The 16575-nt window shown below is 67.4% G+C and carries 20 protein-coding genes; 11 read left to right on the top strand and 9 right to left on the bottom strand.

Annotation, left to right across the window (positions count from 1 at the left end; translation table 11 throughout):
• Positions 1 to 18: 18 nt before the first annotated feature.
• The 3 genes from C6I20_RS07075 to C6I20_RS07065 all read right to left on the bottom strand — a co-directional run bounded on the left by C6I20_RS07075 (position 19) and on the right by C6I20_RS07065 (position 2273).
• The gene (locus C6I20_RS07075) at positions 19 to 564 is read right to left on the bottom strand and encodes a GNAT family N-acetyltransferase (protein ID WP_162891175.1); all 546 of its coding nucleotides are present in this window, start codon (positions 562 to 564) and stop codon (positions 19 to 21) included.
• A 43-nt stretch (positions 565 to 607) separates the two neighbouring features.
• A complete protein-coding gene (locus C6I20_RS07070; RefSeq protein ID WP_118395311.1) occupies positions 608 to 1543 on the bottom strand; it encodes a DNA-3-methyladenine glycosylase in 936 nt (311 codons plus the stop codon).
• Between the two features lie 76 nt (positions 1544 to 1619).
• Positions 1620 to 2273: a bifunctional 2-polyprenyl-6-hydroxyphenol methylase/3-demethylubiquinol 3-O-methyltransferase UbiG gene (locus tag C6I20_RS07065; protein WP_118395310.1), complete on the bottom strand. Its 654-nt coding sequence runs from the start codon at positions 2271 to 2273 to the stop codon at positions 1620 to 1622.
• Between the two features lie 217 nt (positions 2274 to 2490).
• On the opposite strand from C6I20_RS07065, the gene C6I20_RS17045 reads away from it, so the two are divergent.
• Positions 2491 to 2772 carry a hypothetical protein gene (locus C6I20_RS17045; protein ID WP_162891174.1) on the top strand — a complete coding sequence of 94 codons (282 nt, stop codon included), beginning with the start codon at positions 2491 to 2493 and terminating at the stop codon, positions 2770 to 2772.
• Positions 2773 to 2894: 122 nt separating this feature from the next.
• Entirely contained in the window at positions 2895 to 3491 is a 597-nt protein-coding gene (locus C6I20_RS07060; RefSeq protein WP_118395309.1) for a class I SAM-dependent methyltransferase, read from the top strand.
• A 101-nt stretch (positions 3492 to 3592) separates the two neighbouring features.
• On the opposite strand, the gene C6I20_RS07055 is transcribed toward C6I20_RS07060, so the two are convergent.
• A complete protein-coding gene (locus tag C6I20_RS07055; RefSeq protein WP_118395308.1) occupies positions 3593 to 3880 on the bottom strand; it encodes an iron-sulfur cluster assembly accessory protein in 288 nt (95 codons plus the stop codon).
• Positions 3881 to 4033: 153 nt separating this feature from the next.
• Here C6I20_RS07055 and C6I20_RS07050 point away from each other — a divergent pair, with 153 nt between their 5' ends.
• On the top strand, positions 4034 to 4687 hold the full coding sequence (locus tag C6I20_RS07050) for a hypothetical protein (RefSeq protein ID WP_118395307.1): 654 nt from the start codon (positions 4034 to 4036) through the stop codon (positions 4685 to 4687).
• A gap of 42 nt (positions 4688 to 4729) precedes the next feature.
• Here C6I20_RS07050 and C6I20_RS07045 read toward each other — a convergent pair whose 3' ends face one another.
• The gene (locus C6I20_RS07045; protein ID WP_216823013.1) at positions 4730 to 5359 is read right to left on the bottom strand and encodes a TetR/AcrR family transcriptional regulator; all 630 of its coding nucleotides are present in this window, start codon (positions 5357 to 5359) and stop codon (positions 4730 to 4732) included.
• Between the two features lie 44 nt (positions 5360 to 5403).
• Here C6I20_RS07045 and C6I20_RS07040 point away from each other — a divergent pair, with 44 nt between their 5' ends.
• Together C6I20_RS07040 and C6I20_RS07035 are read left to right on the top strand one after the other, a co-directional pair.
• On the top strand, positions 5404 to 6618 hold the full coding sequence (locus tag C6I20_RS07040) for an oxygenase MpaB family protein (protein WP_118395306.1): 1215 nt from the start codon (positions 5404 to 5406) through the stop codon (positions 6616 to 6618).
• A gap of 44 nt (positions 6619 to 6662) precedes the next feature.
• The gene (locus C6I20_RS07035) at positions 6663 to 6911 is read left to right on the top strand and encodes a DUF2630 family protein (RefSeq protein ID WP_118395305.1); all 249 of its coding nucleotides are present in this window, start codon (positions 6663 to 6665) and stop codon (positions 6909 to 6911) included.
• A gap of 1 nt (position 6912) precedes the next feature.
• Here C6I20_RS07035 and C6I20_RS07030 read toward each other — a convergent pair whose 3' ends face one another.
• On the bottom strand, positions 6913 to 7812 hold the full coding sequence (locus C6I20_RS07030) for an alpha/beta hydrolase (RefSeq protein ID WP_216823012.1): 900 nt from the start codon (positions 7810 to 7812) through the stop codon (positions 6913 to 6915).
• Between the two features lie 56 nt (positions 7813 to 7868).
• Here C6I20_RS07030 and C6I20_RS07025 point away from each other — a divergent pair, with 56 nt between their 5' ends.
• The 6 genes from C6I20_RS07025 (at position 7869) to C6I20_RS07000 (ending at position 13180) form a co-directional block, all read left to right on the top strand.
• A complete protein-coding gene (locus C6I20_RS07025) occupies positions 7869 to 8513 on the top strand; it encodes an MBL fold metallo-hydrolase (protein WP_118398696.1) in 645 nt (214 codons plus the stop codon).
• Positions 8514 to 8589: 76 nt separating this feature from the next.
• Positions 8590 to 10125: a UDP-N-acetylglucosamine 1-carboxyvinyltransferase gene (locus C6I20_RS07020; RefSeq protein WP_118395304.1), complete on the top strand. Its 1536-nt coding sequence runs from the start codon at positions 8590 to 8592 to the stop codon at positions 10123 to 10125.
• A gap of 100 nt (positions 10126 to 10225) precedes the next feature.
• On the top strand, positions 10226 to 10495 hold the full coding sequence (locus tag C6I20_RS07015) for a hypothetical protein (RefSeq protein WP_118395303.1): 270 nt from the start codon (positions 10226 to 10228) through the stop codon (positions 10493 to 10495).
• A gap of 47 nt (positions 10496 to 10542) precedes the next feature.
• Positions 10543 to 11337 carry a glycerophosphodiester phosphodiesterase family protein gene (locus tag C6I20_RS07010; RefSeq protein WP_118395302.1) on the top strand — a complete coding sequence of 265 codons (795 nt, stop codon included), beginning with the start codon at positions 10543 to 10545 and terminating at the stop codon, positions 11335 to 11337.
• The gene (locus C6I20_RS07005; RefSeq protein ID WP_118395301.1) at positions 11334 to 12686 is read left to right on the top strand and encodes an MFS transporter; all 1353 of its coding nucleotides are present in this window, start codon (positions 11334 to 11336) and stop codon (positions 12684 to 12686) included. Before C6I20_RS07010 ends, C6I20_RS07005 begins: the two co-directional genes overlap by 4 nt.
• A gap of 89 nt (positions 12687 to 12775) precedes the next feature.
• A complete protein-coding gene (locus C6I20_RS07000) occupies positions 12776 to 13180 on the top strand; it encodes an RNA polymerase-binding protein RbpA (protein WP_118395300.1) in 405 nt (134 codons plus the stop codon).
• Between the two features lie 38 nt (positions 13181 to 13218).
• Here C6I20_RS07000 and C6I20_RS06995 read toward each other — a convergent pair whose 3' ends face one another.
• Genes C6I20_RS06995 through C6I20_RS06985 form a run of 3 tightly spaced genes read right to left on the bottom strand, consistent with a single transcriptional unit; the run spans position 13219 to position 16542 of the window.
• Positions 13219 to 13968: a polyprenol monophosphomannose synthase gene (locus C6I20_RS06995; RefSeq protein WP_118395299.1), complete on the bottom strand. Its 750-nt coding sequence runs from the start codon at positions 13966 to 13968 to the stop codon at positions 13219 to 13221.
• Positions 13969 to 13972: 4 nt separating this feature from the next.
• Entirely contained in the window at positions 13973 to 15466 is a 1494-nt protein-coding gene (gene lnt, locus C6I20_RS06990) for an apolipoprotein N-acyltransferase (protein ID WP_118395298.1), read from the bottom strand.
• The gene (locus C6I20_RS06985; protein ID WP_118395297.1) at positions 15463 to 16542 is read right to left on the bottom strand and encodes a Xaa-Pro peptidase family protein; all 1080 of its coding nucleotides are present in this window, start codon (positions 16540 to 16542) and stop codon (positions 15463 to 15465) included. The genes lnt and C6I20_RS06985 overlap by 4 nt, the downstream gene beginning before the upstream one ends.
• Positions 16543 to 16575 lie beyond the last annotated feature (33 nt).

Here is a 16575-nt window from a genome sequence, read left to right as displayed (position 1 = left end):
GCCACTGTAGGCGCCGGGTCAGATGCTGCGGCCGTCGAGGTGTAGGCCGTAGAGCGCCTTTGCCCCGTCGATCTCGGGGACCAGCACCTGCCAGCCCCGACCGCCGTAGAGGCGCGCGGCGGCGCCGTCGTCGGGGGCCGTGGCGAGCAGGGCCCGCTCCTGCGGCAGGCCTTCGACCAGGAGGTCGTGCACCTGACCAGCGATGCCCTGACCTCGGTGGGCCGGGTCGACGACGATGTCGACGAGCTCGAAGTGGTCGCCAACCCAGGTCTCGACGATGTCCGACGGAGCGGCGCCGGCCAGCCAGTCGCTCCAGAACTGCCCGCGCTTGCCGGTGAAGCCGTAGCCGTAGCCGGACACCGCGCCGTCGGTCGTCGCGACGACAAGGCGAAAGCCGTCGCGGCGGGCATGGCGGGGGACCGTCGACGTCGCGAAGTTCTGGGCGTCGAGCCGGCTCTCCGGCAACGAGGCATCGCCGTAGGCGGCGAGGTAGACCGAGGCGAGCGAGTCGCGCACCGTGGTGTCGACCTGCTTGCGATTCAATGCAGTCACAGTCGTCGTCATGTCAGATTCAACCCTTTCTGGAGATGGATCCATCCCCACCTGCTCAGATCAGCCGGTGGTCGACTCGAGGCATGCGGGGACCGCGTCGTTCGGGCTGCGCGTGCGGGCTGAGCCGCACCAGGGTCACGACGCGCAACCGGTGCGGGCGCCACGGCTCGAGCAGGTCAGCGAGCCCGTCGTCATCGAGCCGGTGGCCGACCAACGCAGTGCCGACGTCCTTCGCGACGTGATAGTCGCCGAACGGGACCGCGTCGGCATCGCCCAGCGCACGAGATCCGACCTCGGCCGCGGTCCAGACCCCGACTCCGGGAATGCTGCGAAGCCCTCGATAGACCTGCGCGTGGTCGTGGTCGTGCGTCGACACGAGCTGATCGATCTGGCGACCGACCCGCGCGCAGGCCTGCGCCGTCCGTGCTCGTTGCGGATCGACTCCCGCTCGGTGCCACTCCCACGAGGGGATCGATGCCCACGTCTCGGCGGTGGGGAAGACCCGCATGCCATCGGGAGCCGGTCCGGGTGCCGGTTCGCCAAACCGCTGGTGCAGTCGCCGCCAGGCGGCGAAGGCGTCCAGCCCGACGACCTTCTGCTCGATCACCGCACCGAGCAATGCCTCGAGGACCCGGCCAGTCCGTGGCACCCGCAGGCCGGGGAAACGGCGATGGGCGTCGAGCAGGACGGGGTGCTCGGGCCTGAACCCGGACACGTCGTCCTCGGCGCCCACGAGGGCGGGAAGCCCGTCGAGCAGCTCCGCCGCACCATCACCCCACGCTTGGGCGTCGACCAGATCCGGTTCGACCTGCCGAAGGACGTACGTCACGGGGCCGGTTTCCATGCGGCTCGTGCGCCAGAGCCATGACCCGTCGCGGCGGGTCGTCGGGTCTCCAGATCCGCGCTGCAGACCCGCCAACGTCAACTGGACATTGACGGATTGGTCCATCCTCAGATCGCGTCGTAGCGAGACCTCGGGAGCAACCGCCATGACGCCAGTGTGCCCGGTGGGGCCGACAGGTGTCACGCGATGCGACGCCCATCAGGATCACTCCTTCAGGACTGCTTCAAGCCTGGCCAGTGCGCCGGAGCAGCACGACCCCGTCGACCAGGTCGGTTATCTCACCGTGATGCATCGCAGTGCGTTCACGAGTCTCCGATGTCACGACCGCCCAGTCGTCGGGGGAGAACAGCCCGATGATCTCGTCGAGGGTGAACAGTCGCTCCGGGTGGTTCGCCCCGGCGTGGCCAGCCGGATAGTGGCCGACGACCAGGAGGTGGCCTCCGAGAGCGACCGAGGCGCCGAGCGAGCGCATCGCCTGGCTGCGCGGCGGATCCTCGAGCTGGAAGAACTGGGCCGAGACCAAGTCATACGTTTTGGGCTGAGGGGGAGTGGCGACCACATCGAGGTGCACGAATTCGATCTCGCACCCGAGTGTGGCGGCATGCTCACGCGCACGCTTGAGTGCGACGTCGGAGACATCGACGGCCGTGACGTCCCAACCGTGCTGCGCCAACCACACCGCGTCGGCGCCCTCGCCGCAGCCGACATCGAGCGCGGACCCAGGGGAGAGACCCGTGGCTTCCGCCACCAATTGGGCGTTGGGCTCACCGCTCCAGATCGTCGATCGCTCGGCGTAGAACACGTTCCAGTCAGCGCTGCCAGTCATGTCGCCGGTCATCGGCTGGGCCCGCGTGGTGTCGGTGGTCTCTGCGCACATGTCATGTCTCGAACGCTATCGGAGCGGCGCAATTCAGGCCATGCCGAAGATCTCCGCGGGGGCGGCTCGATCTTCGCTCGGATGAAGCGAGAGCGTGAATATCCATGCGAGTTGACATAATGTGCATTATCGGACAATCAGCGGTGAGCCGGAAAGCGGAGGCAACGGGGCTGAAACACCTAGTTGTACGGGTTCATCGGCGCCGTAGTGTTTCGGCATGGACGAACCTGCCACATCGACCTGCCCGCGACCGGTACTCATCTCCATCGGCGGATTGCCGGCGACCGACAACACGACAGTTTCCCGACTCGTGGCGTCGCACCGACGAGCCGCATACGTCCGGGTGGACACGCTCGAGGCGGCGATTGCTGCGTCAGAAGGCGTCCACGAGACCACGAACGGTTGGGAGTCGCCGCCCGGCTACCTGGCGGGTCGCGCCCGACCTGGGACGAGATCAGTGCTCGCGAATACGAACCGTGGAGCCGCGGCCGCCTCGTGATCGACACCGCCTCAGTTGATTCTGGCACTGCCGCCGAGGCCGTGGAGGCAGCGATGGCCGAGCTCGTCCGACCCGATCACGAGGGTTGAACCGTCGCAGACCGGACACGTACGTTCGAGTGCATGCCAACTGATGCCGAGATCAGGACCTGGGATGCCGAGGCCGACGCCTTCGACGAGCCTGCCGACCACGGGTTGCTCGATCCGGCCGTGCGCCAGGCCTGGCGGCAGTTGTTGCTGGACCGGCTCCCCCAAGCCCCGGCCGCGGTCGCCGATCTGGGCTGTGGGACCGGCACGTTGTCGTTGCTGCTCGCCGACGAGGGCTATCAGGTCGACGGTGTCGACTTCTCCCCCAGGATGCTCGAACGAGCGGAGGCAAAGCTGGGTGACAGGCCCGATGTCCGATTCGTCCTCGGTGACGCGTACCAGCCACCGCTCGCTGCCGGGGCGTACGACGTGGTGCTCTGTCGCCACGTGCTGTGGGCCATGCCCGACCCGTCGATCGCGTTGACCAGATGGGTCGGCCTGCTGAAGCCCGGCGGGATCATGCTGCTCGTGGAGGGCCGGTGGTCCAACGATGCCGGCCTGTCCTCCGACCAGTCCGTCTCGCTGGTCGGGGCTACTGGACGCACCGCGGACCTCACCCGGCTCGCCGACCCGGTGTACTGGGGACGATCGATCCAGGACGACCGCTACATCATCACCAGCCCCGCTCGCTAGAACGGCGGCGCCGTTCTGCTCCCTGCATAGCCCGGAAACACTGGACCGCCCCGGACGTACGCACGTGGCGTACATCCGGGGCGGTCAGTGAAGCGGTGGTACTAGGCCTGCTGGCCGAGTCCGAACTGGACGGATCCGTCGGGGTCGACCTGCGCGTCGAGCACCTTGTCACCAAGGAGCTCGGCGGCAGCCTTGTCCAGGAAGACGCGTGCGCCGTCGGCGTCGACGACCTGGTCTCCCGGCTCGGGCGACTCGACCGGGGCGAGCGTGAGACCGGCCTCGGTGCCGTCCTCGGCCTCGCTGATGCGAAGTCCGGACTGCTCCGGGTCTGCGACGCCTTCGCTGATCTTCTTCACGATGTCGGCTGCATTGTCGGTCAGGGTGAGCATGGTCGTTCTCCTGTTCGTCAGTGACGTGGCCAAACATCCACACTGCCAGACCTGCCACGGAACGCAAGTCGCCCGGCGAGCCGGGCGTACCGAAAGCGGCTGGGCACCCCCGCGATTGTGCAATGACCCACCCTCGGCAAGTACCGTGGGCGCATGACTGACTCGGAGGTGGCGACACGTCACGTCGCTCCCCCCGTGGTTCGTAGCCTCGACCTGAGCGCCAAAGCCTTGCTGATCCTGCTGCTGGTGACGGCGCTGCTGTTCCCTGATCTGGGGAACATGAAGGAGAAGGCTGCCGGGCTGCGTGCCGTCACCTATCCCCTGCTGGCGTTCACGATTCCGGCGCTCTGGTACACGTTCTGGCGCGATCGCGCGTCGTTCCCGTGGGTCGCCGACCTCCTCGTGACAGTCACCTGCTTCACCGACACCCTCGGCAACCGGATGAACCTGTACGACACGATCTCCTGGTTCGACGACTGGATGCACTTCATGAACACCGGCCTGCTCACCGCGGGTGTGATCCTCCTGACCCTGCACCGCAGCGCGACGCTCTCCGCCACGCTCGAGCGTGCGCTGGCCTTCGGTGTCACGGCCGCCGTCAGCTGGGAGATGGCCGAGTACTTCGCCTTCATCAGCAAGTCCTCGGAGCGTCGAGGTGCCTACACCGACACCCTGGGCGACCTCGCACTCGGCACGATCGGGACGATCGTCGCGGCGTTCGTGGTGCACGGCATGTGGCAACGGGGCCGGTTCGCCTCGGCTGCGCCGCAGCTCGAACCGCGCGTCACCGCGCCCGCGCCTGCCTGACTTACCGACCGCCGTTCGCGAGCACTGCTCGCATTCGTTCGCCTACCGCGGCCTGGTCGTGGGCCCGAGGTACGACGTGACAATCCTGGTGAGCTCGTCGATGAATAGATGCTCTGCGATAGCAGGCCGTTCCAGCACGTACTGCACCGTCACATGCTCCACGAGCCGGACCAGGAGCCAGGCCGCAGCCGCGGGGTCCTGCACCCGCGCGGAGGGCTGCAGCACCAAGTACGTCGACACCAGATCGCTGACTCGTTGTTCCGTGGCGGCGGCCTTGTCGCCGAACTGAGCACGAGGCAGCTGCTCCACGACCAGCCGCAGGAACTCCACGTTCTCGGCCAGCGCCTCCAGCAGTCCCTCCAGGGTTGCGCGGACGAGCTCGGGCCCCGGCAGATCGAGCCGATCGGCCAGGACCTTGGTCAGCCTGGCCGACAATTCATCGGAATAGCGGTCGATCACAGCGTTCAGGATCGAGTCCTTGTCAGGGAAGTACTGGTACAGCGAGCCCGGACTGATGCCGGCCTCCTGTGCCACCCGGTTGGTCGACGCCTTCTCATAGCCGTCGCGCAGCAGAACTGTCTGGCCCGCGGCGATGATCCGCTCGACCATCATCCGGGAGCGGTCCTGCTGCGGTGTGCGACGCAGTTCGGGGGGCGTACGAGGGCGAGCCATGACGCGAATTGTATGCGAGCAATTGCTCGTGTCACTCTCACGGCGTGACAATCGACCTGCAACCACCCACTCGTTTCCGCTCCGGTGAGGAGCGCGGCGCCAAGATCGGCCGGGTCCTCAGGGTCGTCGGCCGTGTGGGAGCCGTGGACGACGACCTGCTCGACCAGATCGGCCGCCGATTCATGCAGCGTGACGAGGTGGGTGCCGCGCTGGTACAGGCGATGCGCGCCAAGGACGGCAACAGCCCCACGATGCGTCAGTTCCAGCAGGCGCTGGCGGGTGGCATCGACTCCGTCGGGGGCGCTCCCCCAGCGCTGCGTGACTTCTTCGCGGTGGTCGACGCCGTGCCGGACTGGGTCGACTTCGACCTGGTGAACCGGGGAGCCAGGGCGTACCGCCGCTACGGCAAGAACGCCGCCGACGTCCTGCTCCAGCTGTCGCTGCTCGGCGGCTACCGATTCGGGGGCCCCAGCGACTTGCTGATCGCGACCGGAGCGCTGGCCGGCAACAGCACGATGCGCCGGCTCGGCGAGACCCAGAAGTGGGGCGTCGCAGTCTCCGAGCACGACTCGATGCGCCGTGGCGGCGAGGCCTTCGCGCTCACGGTGCACGTTCGGCTGATGCACGCGATGGTCAACCACCACTTCGAGGCCAAGGACAGGTGGGACACGCAGACGTGGGGCCTGCCGATCAACCGCTCCGACCAGGCCGCGACCCTGGGCCTGTTCAACGGCGCACTCCTGCTCGGCGTCCGCGCCCTCGGTGTGCGGGTGACACGTGATGACTCCCGTGCGGTCATGCACCTGTGGAAGTACGTCGGATGGCTGATGGGCGTCGACGAGGACTGGCTGTTTGACACCGAGCGCGAGCAGCACCGGTTCAGCTATCACGTCCTCCTGGCGCAGGCCGATGTCACGCCGGCCGGCGCCGAGCTGGCCCGAGGCATCCTGGATGCCCAGAGCACGCTCCACTTCGCCCGGCTCCCCCGGCTCGGTCGTGCGTGGACCCGCGCGCGACTGCTCAGCATGCTGCGGCTGTTCCTCGGCAAGCAGGGCATGCGTGACCTGGGCCTGCCGGTTCGGCTCCCTTGGGCCGCGCTGGGCATCGTCCCGCTCAACGTCGTGCGTCACCACGTTTTGGGTCGAACGGCATGGGGTGAGCGGAGCCTGCACCGCAGCGCGGCAAGCGCGCGGGACACTGTGATGTTCCGCTACTTCGGGACCGACGAACCCGATGTCGCGAAGCTGCCTGGCGCCTGAAGACGACTCTGTGCCGACCGGTTCGGCGGTCGTAGACTCCTGCCATGACGACAGATCAGGGTATCCACGAGCACATTTCCGCACTCGTTGCAGAGGAAAAGGCGCTGCGCGAGCGGCTGGCCCGGCACGAGGTGAAACCGTCCGAGGAGCACGAGCGGCTCCGCCGGCTCGAGGTCGAGCTGGACCAGGCCTGGGACCTGCTGCGCCAGCGCAGCGCGAAGCGGCAGTACGGCGAGTCCCCCGATGACGCCGCCGAGCGCACTCCGGACGTCGTGGAGAAGTATCTCGGCTGACTCACCCGACGGGTCGCAGCGCCTCCCGGAGCCGATCGGCCATCCGGCGCATCAGGTCGCGCGCCTGGGCTGGGGCGTCGGGATCCAGGAAGTAGTGGTCACGACCCGGCACCACGATGTGCTCGGTCAGGAGCCCCGCGCGATCGAGCGCTGCGGCGTACGCGTCGCCCTCGGCCCGCAGCGAGTCGTGCTCTGCCGTGACGACGACCGCAGGCGCGACACCGGTCAGGTCGCTGGCCAGCAACGGAGAGGCGTACGGCTCGGAGCGGCGCCCGACGTCCTTGAAGTACGTCGCGCGCACCAGCCTGAGCAGTCCCGGCCCGACCATGGGGTGCGCTGTGGTCGACGTCTTGGCCGCAGCGTCGCCGGCGACGTCGAGCGATGGCACTCCGAGCAGCTGGAGCCGCGGAGCGATGCCGCCACGGTCCCGGATCTGCAGACAGGCAGATGCGGCCAGGTTTCCCCCCGCGCTGAATCCGCCGATCGCGAGGTTCCCACCGTCGATGCCCCAGTCCGATCCGTGCTCGGTCAGCCAGACGAACACATCGTGCGCCTGCTCCTGGGCGACCGGGTAGCGAGCCTGCGGTGCCACGTCGTAGTCGACGTTCACCACGGCAACTCCCACCGTGGCGACCACGAAGCGGCAGAAGAAGTCGTCCATCCGCGGATACCGCATGATGAATCCGCCGCCATGAAGGTGGACGTACGCCGGAACCGCTCCCGAAGCCGGTGCCGGCGGCAGGTAGAGGTCGACCTTGACGCGGCCGTGACGCGTCCGGACCCGGTGCGAGACCGGCTTCGGCAGGTCCTGCCCGGCGTACTGCAACGCGGCTCCGTGCTGGACGGTGAACCGTGCCGTCGCCTGCATCATCAGAGCCGTGAGGTCGGCGGTCAGTCCCATGCAGGTTGTTCGACGCCGATCGACCCGCTGCTGGGTGCAGGTGCAAGATGGGAGTCATGCAGATCACCCGTTTCGGTCACGCCGCGATCCTCGTCGAAGCGGCCGACACCCGGATCCTGATCGATCCCGGCACCTTCAGCCTCGATGCGACGTTCGAGCTCGTCGAGCTGGACGCGATCATCGTGACCCATCAGCACCCCGACCACCTCGATCGAGTGCGGGCCACGCGGCTCGTGGAGCACAACCCCGACGCACTGCTGCTGTGCGATCCCGAGACCGCTTCGCTGGTCGACTTCGGCGCGTGGACCATGAACTCCGACGGTCTCGAAACCATCGTCAGCGGCCTCACGGTGCGAGGCGTCGGTGCGCAGCATGCCGTCATCGTGCCCGAGATGCCGCGGGTCGCCAACGTCGGTGTGACGTTGCACGCGGAGGGTGAGCCCGTGCTGTTCCACCCCGGCGACACCTATGAGTACGTCCCCGACGGCGTGCAGGTGCTCGCACTCCCCCTTGCCGCGCCGTGGGGCAAGATCAGCGAGACGGTCGACTTCGTCCGCCGGGTCGCGCCGACGACGGTCTTCCCGATCCACGACTGCACGATCGCCGAGGCCGCGTACGGCATCTACTGGCAGCACGTCGGCAACTTCGGCGATGTCGAGGACGCCCGAAAGCTCGGCCAGGGCGATCGCATGACGGTCTGAAACCGCTCGCGGGTCACCCGTCACGGCGGCAAACCGCGACAATTGAGTTATCTCATATCTGAGATAAGGTGAAATCATGACTGTTCGTGACGACTACCTGGCCCGCATCGGGGCACTCATCCGTGACGCTCGTCAGCACAGTGGCCTGACCCAGGCCGAGCTGGCCGTCGAGCTCAAGACGAGCCAGAGTGCCATCAACCGCATCGAGAAGGGGCAGCAGAACTTGACGCTGGACATGTTGGCCCGCATCGGCAGCGCGCTCGACTCGGAACTTGTGACGGTCGGCACCTCCGGCCCCAGCCACCTGCGGGTCGCCGGCGGCACCAAGCTCTCGGGCGCGATCGACGTCAAGTCCAGCAAGAACGCCGGCGTCGCCCTGCTGTGCGCGTCGCTGCTCAACGCTGGCACCACAACCCTGCGCAAGGTCGCCCGTATTGAGGAGGTCAACCGCCTTCTCGAGGTGTTGACCTCGATCGGGGTCAAGGCCACGTGGCTCAACGACGAAAACGACCTTGAGCTGGTCGTCCCGGCCGAGCTCGACCTGGACGCGATGGACGCCGATGCCGCTCGCCGCACCCGCAGCATCATTATGTTTCTTGGCCCACTGATGCACCGCTATGACGACTTCGAGCTGCCGTACGCCGGTGGCTGTGATCTCGGCACCCGCACGGTTGAGCCGCACATGACCGCGCTCCGCCCGTTCGGACTCAAGGTCGTCGCGACCGAGGGCAGCTATCACGCGACCACGGCCGCCGGAGTCGGACCGGAGCGGCCGATCGTGCTGACCGAGCGCGGCGACACGGTCACGGAGAACGCCCTGCTCGCGGCCGCGCGGGTCGACGGCGTGACCGTGATTCGCAACGCCAGCCCCAACTACATGGTCCAGGACCTGTGCTTCTTTCTGGTCAAGCTCGGCGTCGGCATCGAGGGCATCGGCACCACCACGCTCCGGGTCACGGGTGCGCCGATCATCAACTGTGATGTCGAGTACGCGCCCAGCGAGGACCCCATCGAGGCGATGAGCCTGATCGCCGCAGCGATCGTCACCAAGTCCAGCATCACGGTCCGCCGCGTCCCGATCGAGTTCATGGAGATCGAGCTCGCGCTGCTTGAGGAGATGGGCTTCGAGTACGACCGCACCGACGAGTACCCAGCCGAGAACGGCCACACCCGGCTTGTCGACATCACGACGCACCCCTCGGCGCTGCACGCCCCGATCGACAAGATTCACCCCATGCCGTTCCCGGGCCTCAACATCGACAACCTGCCATTCTTCGCGGTCATCGCGGCGACGGCCGAGGGCCAGACGATGCTGCATGACTGGGTCTATGAGAACCGCGCGATCTATCTGACCGAGCTCAACAAGCTCGGCGCCCAGGTCAAGCTGCTCGATCCGCACCGAGTCCTGATCGAAGGCCCGACACACTGGAGCGGCGCCGAGCTGATCTGTCCCCCGGCACTGCGCCCGGCGGTCGTGATCCTGCTCGCGATGCTCGCCGCCAAGGGCACCTCGGTGCTCCGCAGCGTCTACGTCATCAACCGCGGCTACGAGGACCTGGCCGAGCGCCTCAACGCTCTCGGTGCGCAGATCGAGACCTTCCGCGACATCTGACGTACAAGCTGACCGTCGACAGTTGACAGCCTGTCTGGCGCGGTGGTTGCATCGTGATTCACATCGCCGATTGGCGGCGGTGCCCTCGGGGGAGGAAATCATGAGCATCTCGGCAATGGTGAAGCACTCCACGATGCGGCCCCGGGAGTACGCCGTGTGGGCGGTCGCCCTGACGGCCGGGAGCCTGGTCCTACCCGGTCTCGGCATCGTGATCGGCGCCGTGTTGGCCCTCACCAAGATGCGCGGCGCAAAGCCGCTGCCCCGCTGGGGCCTGCTGGCCCTCGGGGTGCTGATCCTCGCGATCCAGCTGTCCGGCATCACCGCTGGTGAGAGCGACGGTCACAGCTCGCCGGTGACCACAGTCCGGTGATGGCCTTTCGCCCACGGTCTGACCCGGACCGTGGGTAGGGTGCGGTTGTGGCTGGACTTGACGGCATACGGCACCCCTACCTGGACACCCCTCCCCCGGTCGCGCTTGCGCACCGTGGCGGCTCGGGGACGGCCGGCAATCTCGGTATCGAGAACTCCGTCGCGGCCTTCGCTGACGCCTACGCGATGGGCTTCCGCTACTTCGAGACCGACGTACGGACCTCGTCCGATGGCGTGGTCTATGCGATCCATGACGAGTCGCTGGAGCGCTTGACCGGCTCCGCGGAGGTTGTTGCCCTGTCGACCGCTGAGTCGCTCGACCAGCAGCGCCTCGACCAGCGTGAGCCGTTCGCCCGGCTCGGCACGCTGTACGACAGGTTCCCGGACGCCCGACTCAACATCGACATCAAGTCCGACGACTCGCTCGAACCGACGTGCCGTGTCGTCGAGACCCACGACGCCACGGCCCGGACTCTGCTGGCGTCCTTCTCGCACCGCCGACTGCGTCGGGCACGACGACGACTACCAGGCGTCGCGACGTCCGCCTCGAGCCTCGAGGTCGCGCTGGTCAAGCTACTTCCGTCCGCGCTGCTCCGCCTACGACGCGGGCCGGGCCCGGTGTGCCTGCAGGTTCCTGCCGTGCACGGGCGTCTGCGGGTTGTGACGCCGCACTTCATCAGCAAGGCGCACGGTCTGGGCCTGCAGGTCCACGTCTGGACGATCGACGAGACCGATCAGATGCACGAGCTCCTCGACCTCGGGGTCGACGGCATCATCACCGACCGCACGGACCTGCTCAAGGACGTGCTCGTGGCCCGTGGCTCCTGGAGGCAACCAGCATGAAGGTCAAGGCAAATCCCGAGCAGAAGGCATGGTTCTTCTACGACTGGGCCAACTCGGCATACATCACGACGATCGGCACGGTGCTCTACGCGCCCTACCTGACCAGCGTTGCCGAACGAGCTGCGTGCGGTTTCGTCGGCGACGAGGAGACCAAGTGCACCGAGCACCTCTCGGTGTTGGGACTGTCGGTCTCAGCGGGCTCATTGGTGTTCTACGTCGTGACTCTCGCGACGGTCCTGTCGGCCTTCGTGCTGCCGATCGTCGGCGCGATCGCAGACCGGGTCCAGTCCAAGAAGACCCTCATGGCACGGCTCGCGTGGTGTGGTGCCGCCGTCGCAGCGCTGATGTTCTTCGTGACCGGCACCAACTGGCAGCTCGGTGCGGGTCTGCTGATCGTGGCCAACCTGTTCTATGCCTCCTCGATCGTGGTCTATGACGCGATCCTGATCGATGTTGCCGCCCCCGACGAGCGCGACCGCATCTCCTCGCACGGGTGGGCACTGGGCTATCTCGGTGGCGGCCTCCTGCTGGCGATCAACCTGGCACTGGTGACGATCCTCCCGTTCGGACTGTCGACCGAGATGGCGGTGCGGCTCAGCCTGCTGTCGGCCGCGATCTGGTGGGCCTACTTCACCTTCATCCCGTATCGCGGCATCAAGGACCGAGCGCCACGCGGGGTCGTGCAGGTTGACGGCGCGACTCTGATGCAACGCAGCTTCGGCCAGCTCTTCCGGACGCTCCGCGAGCTCCGCAACTATCCCCAGACGCTGCTGTTCCTGGTCGCCTACCTGTTCTACAACGATGGCATCCAGACCGTGATCTACTCCGCATCGGTCTACGGCGACAAGCAGCTTGGGTTCGGCACCAGCACGCTGATCGCCACGATCCTGATCGTGCAGTTCGTGGGTGTCGCCGGCGCTCTGGTGTTCGGCCGAGTTGCCGCGCGGATCGGCAGCCATCGCACGATCCTGTACGGACTGGGGGTCTGGATCCTGGTCGTGTGCTTCGGCTACGTCCTGCCCGAGAAGCAGATCCTGCCGTTCCTGGTCCTCGCGGTGGCGATCGGCCTGGTGCTCGGCGGCACGCAGGCCCTGTCACGCGCATTCTTCTCCCAGCTCATTCCCCGGGGTCGGGAGGCGGAGTACTTCAGCCTCTACCAGGCCTGCGAACGCGGGACGAGCTGGCTCGGTACGCTGGTCTTCGGCATCGTGCACCAGATGACCGATTCCTACCGTCCGGCGATCCTGGCGCTGATCATCTTCTTCGTGGTCGGCGGAGGGCTGCTGTGGAAGTTGGACGCCCGACAGGGCATCATCGAGGCCGGCAACGAGGCGCCGGCGATCGTGTGACCGTGCGCGCGAATACTCATGCGCGTTCAGGGGAATCTCACACGCGTGAATTACGTTGTAACCGATAAGCGACACGAGAGGGGACGCACATGGCTGAACGTGCATTGCGAGGCGCTCGACTCGGGACTCAGAGTTTTGAGGACGAGCGCGGCGTGGAAATGGCTCCCCGTCAGCAGGTCGAGTATGTCTGCCCGGATGGGCACACATTCTTTGTGACGATGGCGGACGAGGCCGAGATCCCGTTCGACTGGGAAGACCCCAAGACAGGGCAGATGGGTCACCTGACCCACGGCGTCAGGCCCGAGGGCAAGGCCGAGAAGCCGATCCGCACGCACTGGGACATGCTGCTCGAGCGCAGGTCCGAGGCCGAGCTCGAGGAGATCCTCACCGAGCGCCTGGAGCTGCTGCGAGGTGGAGAGATCGGTCCGCCGCACCTCCACCGGCCGGCCAAGAAGCGCGCTGCTAAAAAGGCAGCACCGAAGAAGACCGCCTGAGGCTCACGCAGCCAACGGCTAGATGACGGGACCCCGGCTTACGCCGGGGTCCTTTTGTCATGCATCCGGCGGAAGCGCTCGGGCACCATCCGGGCCAGTCCCCACATCGTGACGCGCCACAGCGCCTCGCGAACGATTCCCGCACTCATCTTCGACTCGCCGCGCTCGCGCTCGACGAACGTGATGGGGACCTCCACGATCGCCATGCCGGCACCAAGCACGCGACGGGTCATGTCGATCTGGAAGCAATAGCCCTGTGAGGCGACCTCGTCAAGGGGCAGACGTTCGAGGGTGGCCCGCCGGAACGCCCGGAACCCGCCGGTTGCATCCTTGATCGGGATGCCCAGCATGAGTCGGGCATAGAAGGTGCCGCCACGCGAGATCAGGCGTCGGTACCAGGGCCAGTTGACGACGCCGCCGCCCGGGACCCACCGGGAGCCCAGCACCAGGTCCGCCCCGTCGGCGCTGGCCTCGAGCAGCCGACCGAGATCCTCAGCGCGGTGCGATCCGTCGGCATCCATCTCGACCAGGACGTCGTAGTCGCGCTCGATGCCCCAGGCGAAGCCGGCGCGATAGGCCGAGCCCAGCCCTTGCTTGCTGCCTCGGTGCATCACATGCACTCCGGAATGGGCCACGGCCAATGCATCGGCAATCTCGCCGGTGCCGTCGGGCGAGCCATCGTCGGCAACCAAGATGTCTACCTCAGGCTGGTGCAACCGCACCTGCTCGACGATCCACGCCAGGTTCTGCGCCTCGTTGTAGGTCGGTATGACGACCAGTGTGCGCATGGGTTCAGCGGTCCTTCCGTCGAGTGCCGAGCCACCATGCTCCCAGACCGAGGATCACCAGGGCGTACTCCAGCGGAACCCCGATCTCGAGCGCCGGGGTCGTGCCCGACGCCAGAGTGACCTGCGCGTTGACCGTCGCCGGTTCGTGCAGCGGCGCCTGCTCCACGCTGCGCCCACTCGGGTCGACGACGCCGGTGATGCCGTTGGTCGACGGGACCACGACCCACCGACCGGTCTCGATCGCCCGGAGCCGGGAGATGTCCCACTGCTGTGACGGCTGGGAAGTGCCCGTGAAGGCCGCGTTGCTGGTCTGCACGACGATCATCTGTGCACCGCCGTCTACCGCGCGCCGGATCACGGAGTCGTACGCGATGTCGTAACAGATCGTGTCTCCGATCAGGGTGTCCCCGATCTGGAGAGCCCCCGGCTCATCTCCGGCCAGCATGTCGCGCGGGATGTCGCGGGCCAGCCGGTCCACGACGACGGATGCTTCGTCGCGGAACGGGACGTACTCGCCGAACGGCACGGGCTTGAGCTTGACGTATCGCTCCCCCGGGCCAGCCGCGGTCCAAACCTGTCCGGCGTTGTACGCCGTCGTGACGGTGGGCCCGTCCAGGATTCCACCGACCAGGATCGGCGCGCCGATGCGCCCGGACAGCTGCATGATGCGCTGTCGAACCGGCAGGTCGAAGGACGGATCGGTGTCGGTCGAGTTCTCCGGCCACAGGACCATGTCGGGCCGCGGGACCTCGCCTGCGTCGATCCGGTCGGCAAGCCGCTCGGTCTCGGCGGCATGCAGCTTGAATATCTCGCCGAGCGGCCAGGTCAGGAACACGCCAGGCACATCTCCCTGCACAAGGGCGACCTGCCTCGTGCCGTCCGCTCCGGCTATGCCGGTCGGCAGGACCGAACCAAGGCCCGCAACGGCCACGATCCCGGCCAGTGCCACTCCTCGTGGCCGCCAGGTCGATGAGGTGATCAGCACCACCAGCAGGCTGGCCACGAGGAACAGGACGGCGCTGGTGCCCGGCATCGCCACGAGACGTACGTACGCCGAGAACGGAGTATCGATCGAGGTGTGCGCCAGCCGGCCCCAGGGCAACCCGGTGAACGGGAACCGTCCGCGGGCCCACTCACCGAGCACCCAGACTCCGGCGCCCCACACAGGCCACCACCGCAACCGGGATGAAGCCCGAAGGGCCAGCATGATCGGCACGAAGAACAGCGACTCGGCGATGACCAGGCCGATGTAGGCGCCGTGGCTGACCGCGTTCATCCACCAGATCAGCGGACCCATGAACGACAGGCCGTAGAGCAGCCCGGTCACAGCGACGGTCCGCTTGCGGGCGTCCCGCAGCCCGTGGGCCAGCCAGATCAGTCCGGCGACCGAGACGACCATCGCGTACGGCAGTCCGACCGGGTCAAAGGCCAGCGACGACAGCACTCCCAGTGCGGTGGCTGCCGGCCAGGCAGTCCGCCCACCGATGCCCCGTGTCACAGGACGGAGAGCTGGCGGGGGGTGTTGTTGAGCACCTCGAGCCCGTCCGCGGTGCAGACCGCGATGTCCTCGATGCGGGCGCCGAACTGGCCCTCGAAGTAGATGCCGGGCTCGATCGAGAAGGCCATGCCTTCTTCGAGCACCAGGTCGCTGCCCTCGACGATATAGGGCTCCTCGTGGGTCTCCTGACCGATGCCGTGCCCCGTACGGTGGATGAACAGGTCGCCGTAGCCCGCGTCGCCGATGATGCCACGCCCCACGGCGTCGACGGATGCTGCCGTCACCCCGGGCCGCGCGTGCTCGCGTTGCGCCTGCTGGGCCGCCTCCAGGACCGCGTACGCCTCGGCGTACAGACCGGGCACCGTGCCGCCGGCGAGATAGTTGCGGGTGGAGTCCGAGCAGTAGCCGGCCGACGTCGTGCCGCCGATGTCGACGACGACGGGGTCACCCTCCTGGATGACTCGGTCGGACAACTCGTGGTGCGGCGACGCGCCATTGGGTCCCGAGCCCACAATGACGAAGTCGACCGTCACGTGACCTTCGTCGATGATCGCGCGGGCGATGTCCGCGCCCACCTCGCGCTCGGTGCGGCCGTGCCGCAGCCACTCCCCCATGCGGGAGTGCACCCGGTCGATCGCGAGGCCTGCCTCCCGGAGCGCCTCGACCTCGTCGGCCTCCTTGCGGATGCGAAGCTCCTGCACCAGCTCGCCGCCCAGCACCTGCCGCGCCTGCGGGAGGGCAGATCGGAGCGCAAAGACGCGTGAGGCCCACATGTGGTCGTCGACACCGACGGTCGCGGCGTCTCCGACGAGCGAGGCCACGAGCGCGAACGGGTCGTCCAGCTCGCCCCACGACTCGATCTGCACGTCAACGCCCGAGGCAACCGCCGCAGATCTTTCCAGCGCAGGCACGACGAGCGTCGGGTCGCCCTGGGCGGGCAGCACCAAGCAGGTCAATCGCTCCAGCGGGAGCGCGACATACCCCGTGAGGTAGCGGAGATCCGCTCCCGGCGTGACGAGCAGGGCATCGATGCCCCGCGAAGCGGCCAGTTCCTGTGCCTTGCGCCATCTGCTCACGGGACGACGATACCTGCGCGCCACCAGCAGTCG

The organism is Aeromicrobium sp. A1-2 (assembly GCF_003443875.1).
In the GTDB taxonomy this organism is placed as follows: domain Bacteria; phylum Actinomycetota; class Actinomycetes; order Propionibacteriales; family Nocardioidaceae; genus Aeromicrobium.
This window is presented reverse-complemented; position numbering and strand designations above follow the sequence as displayed.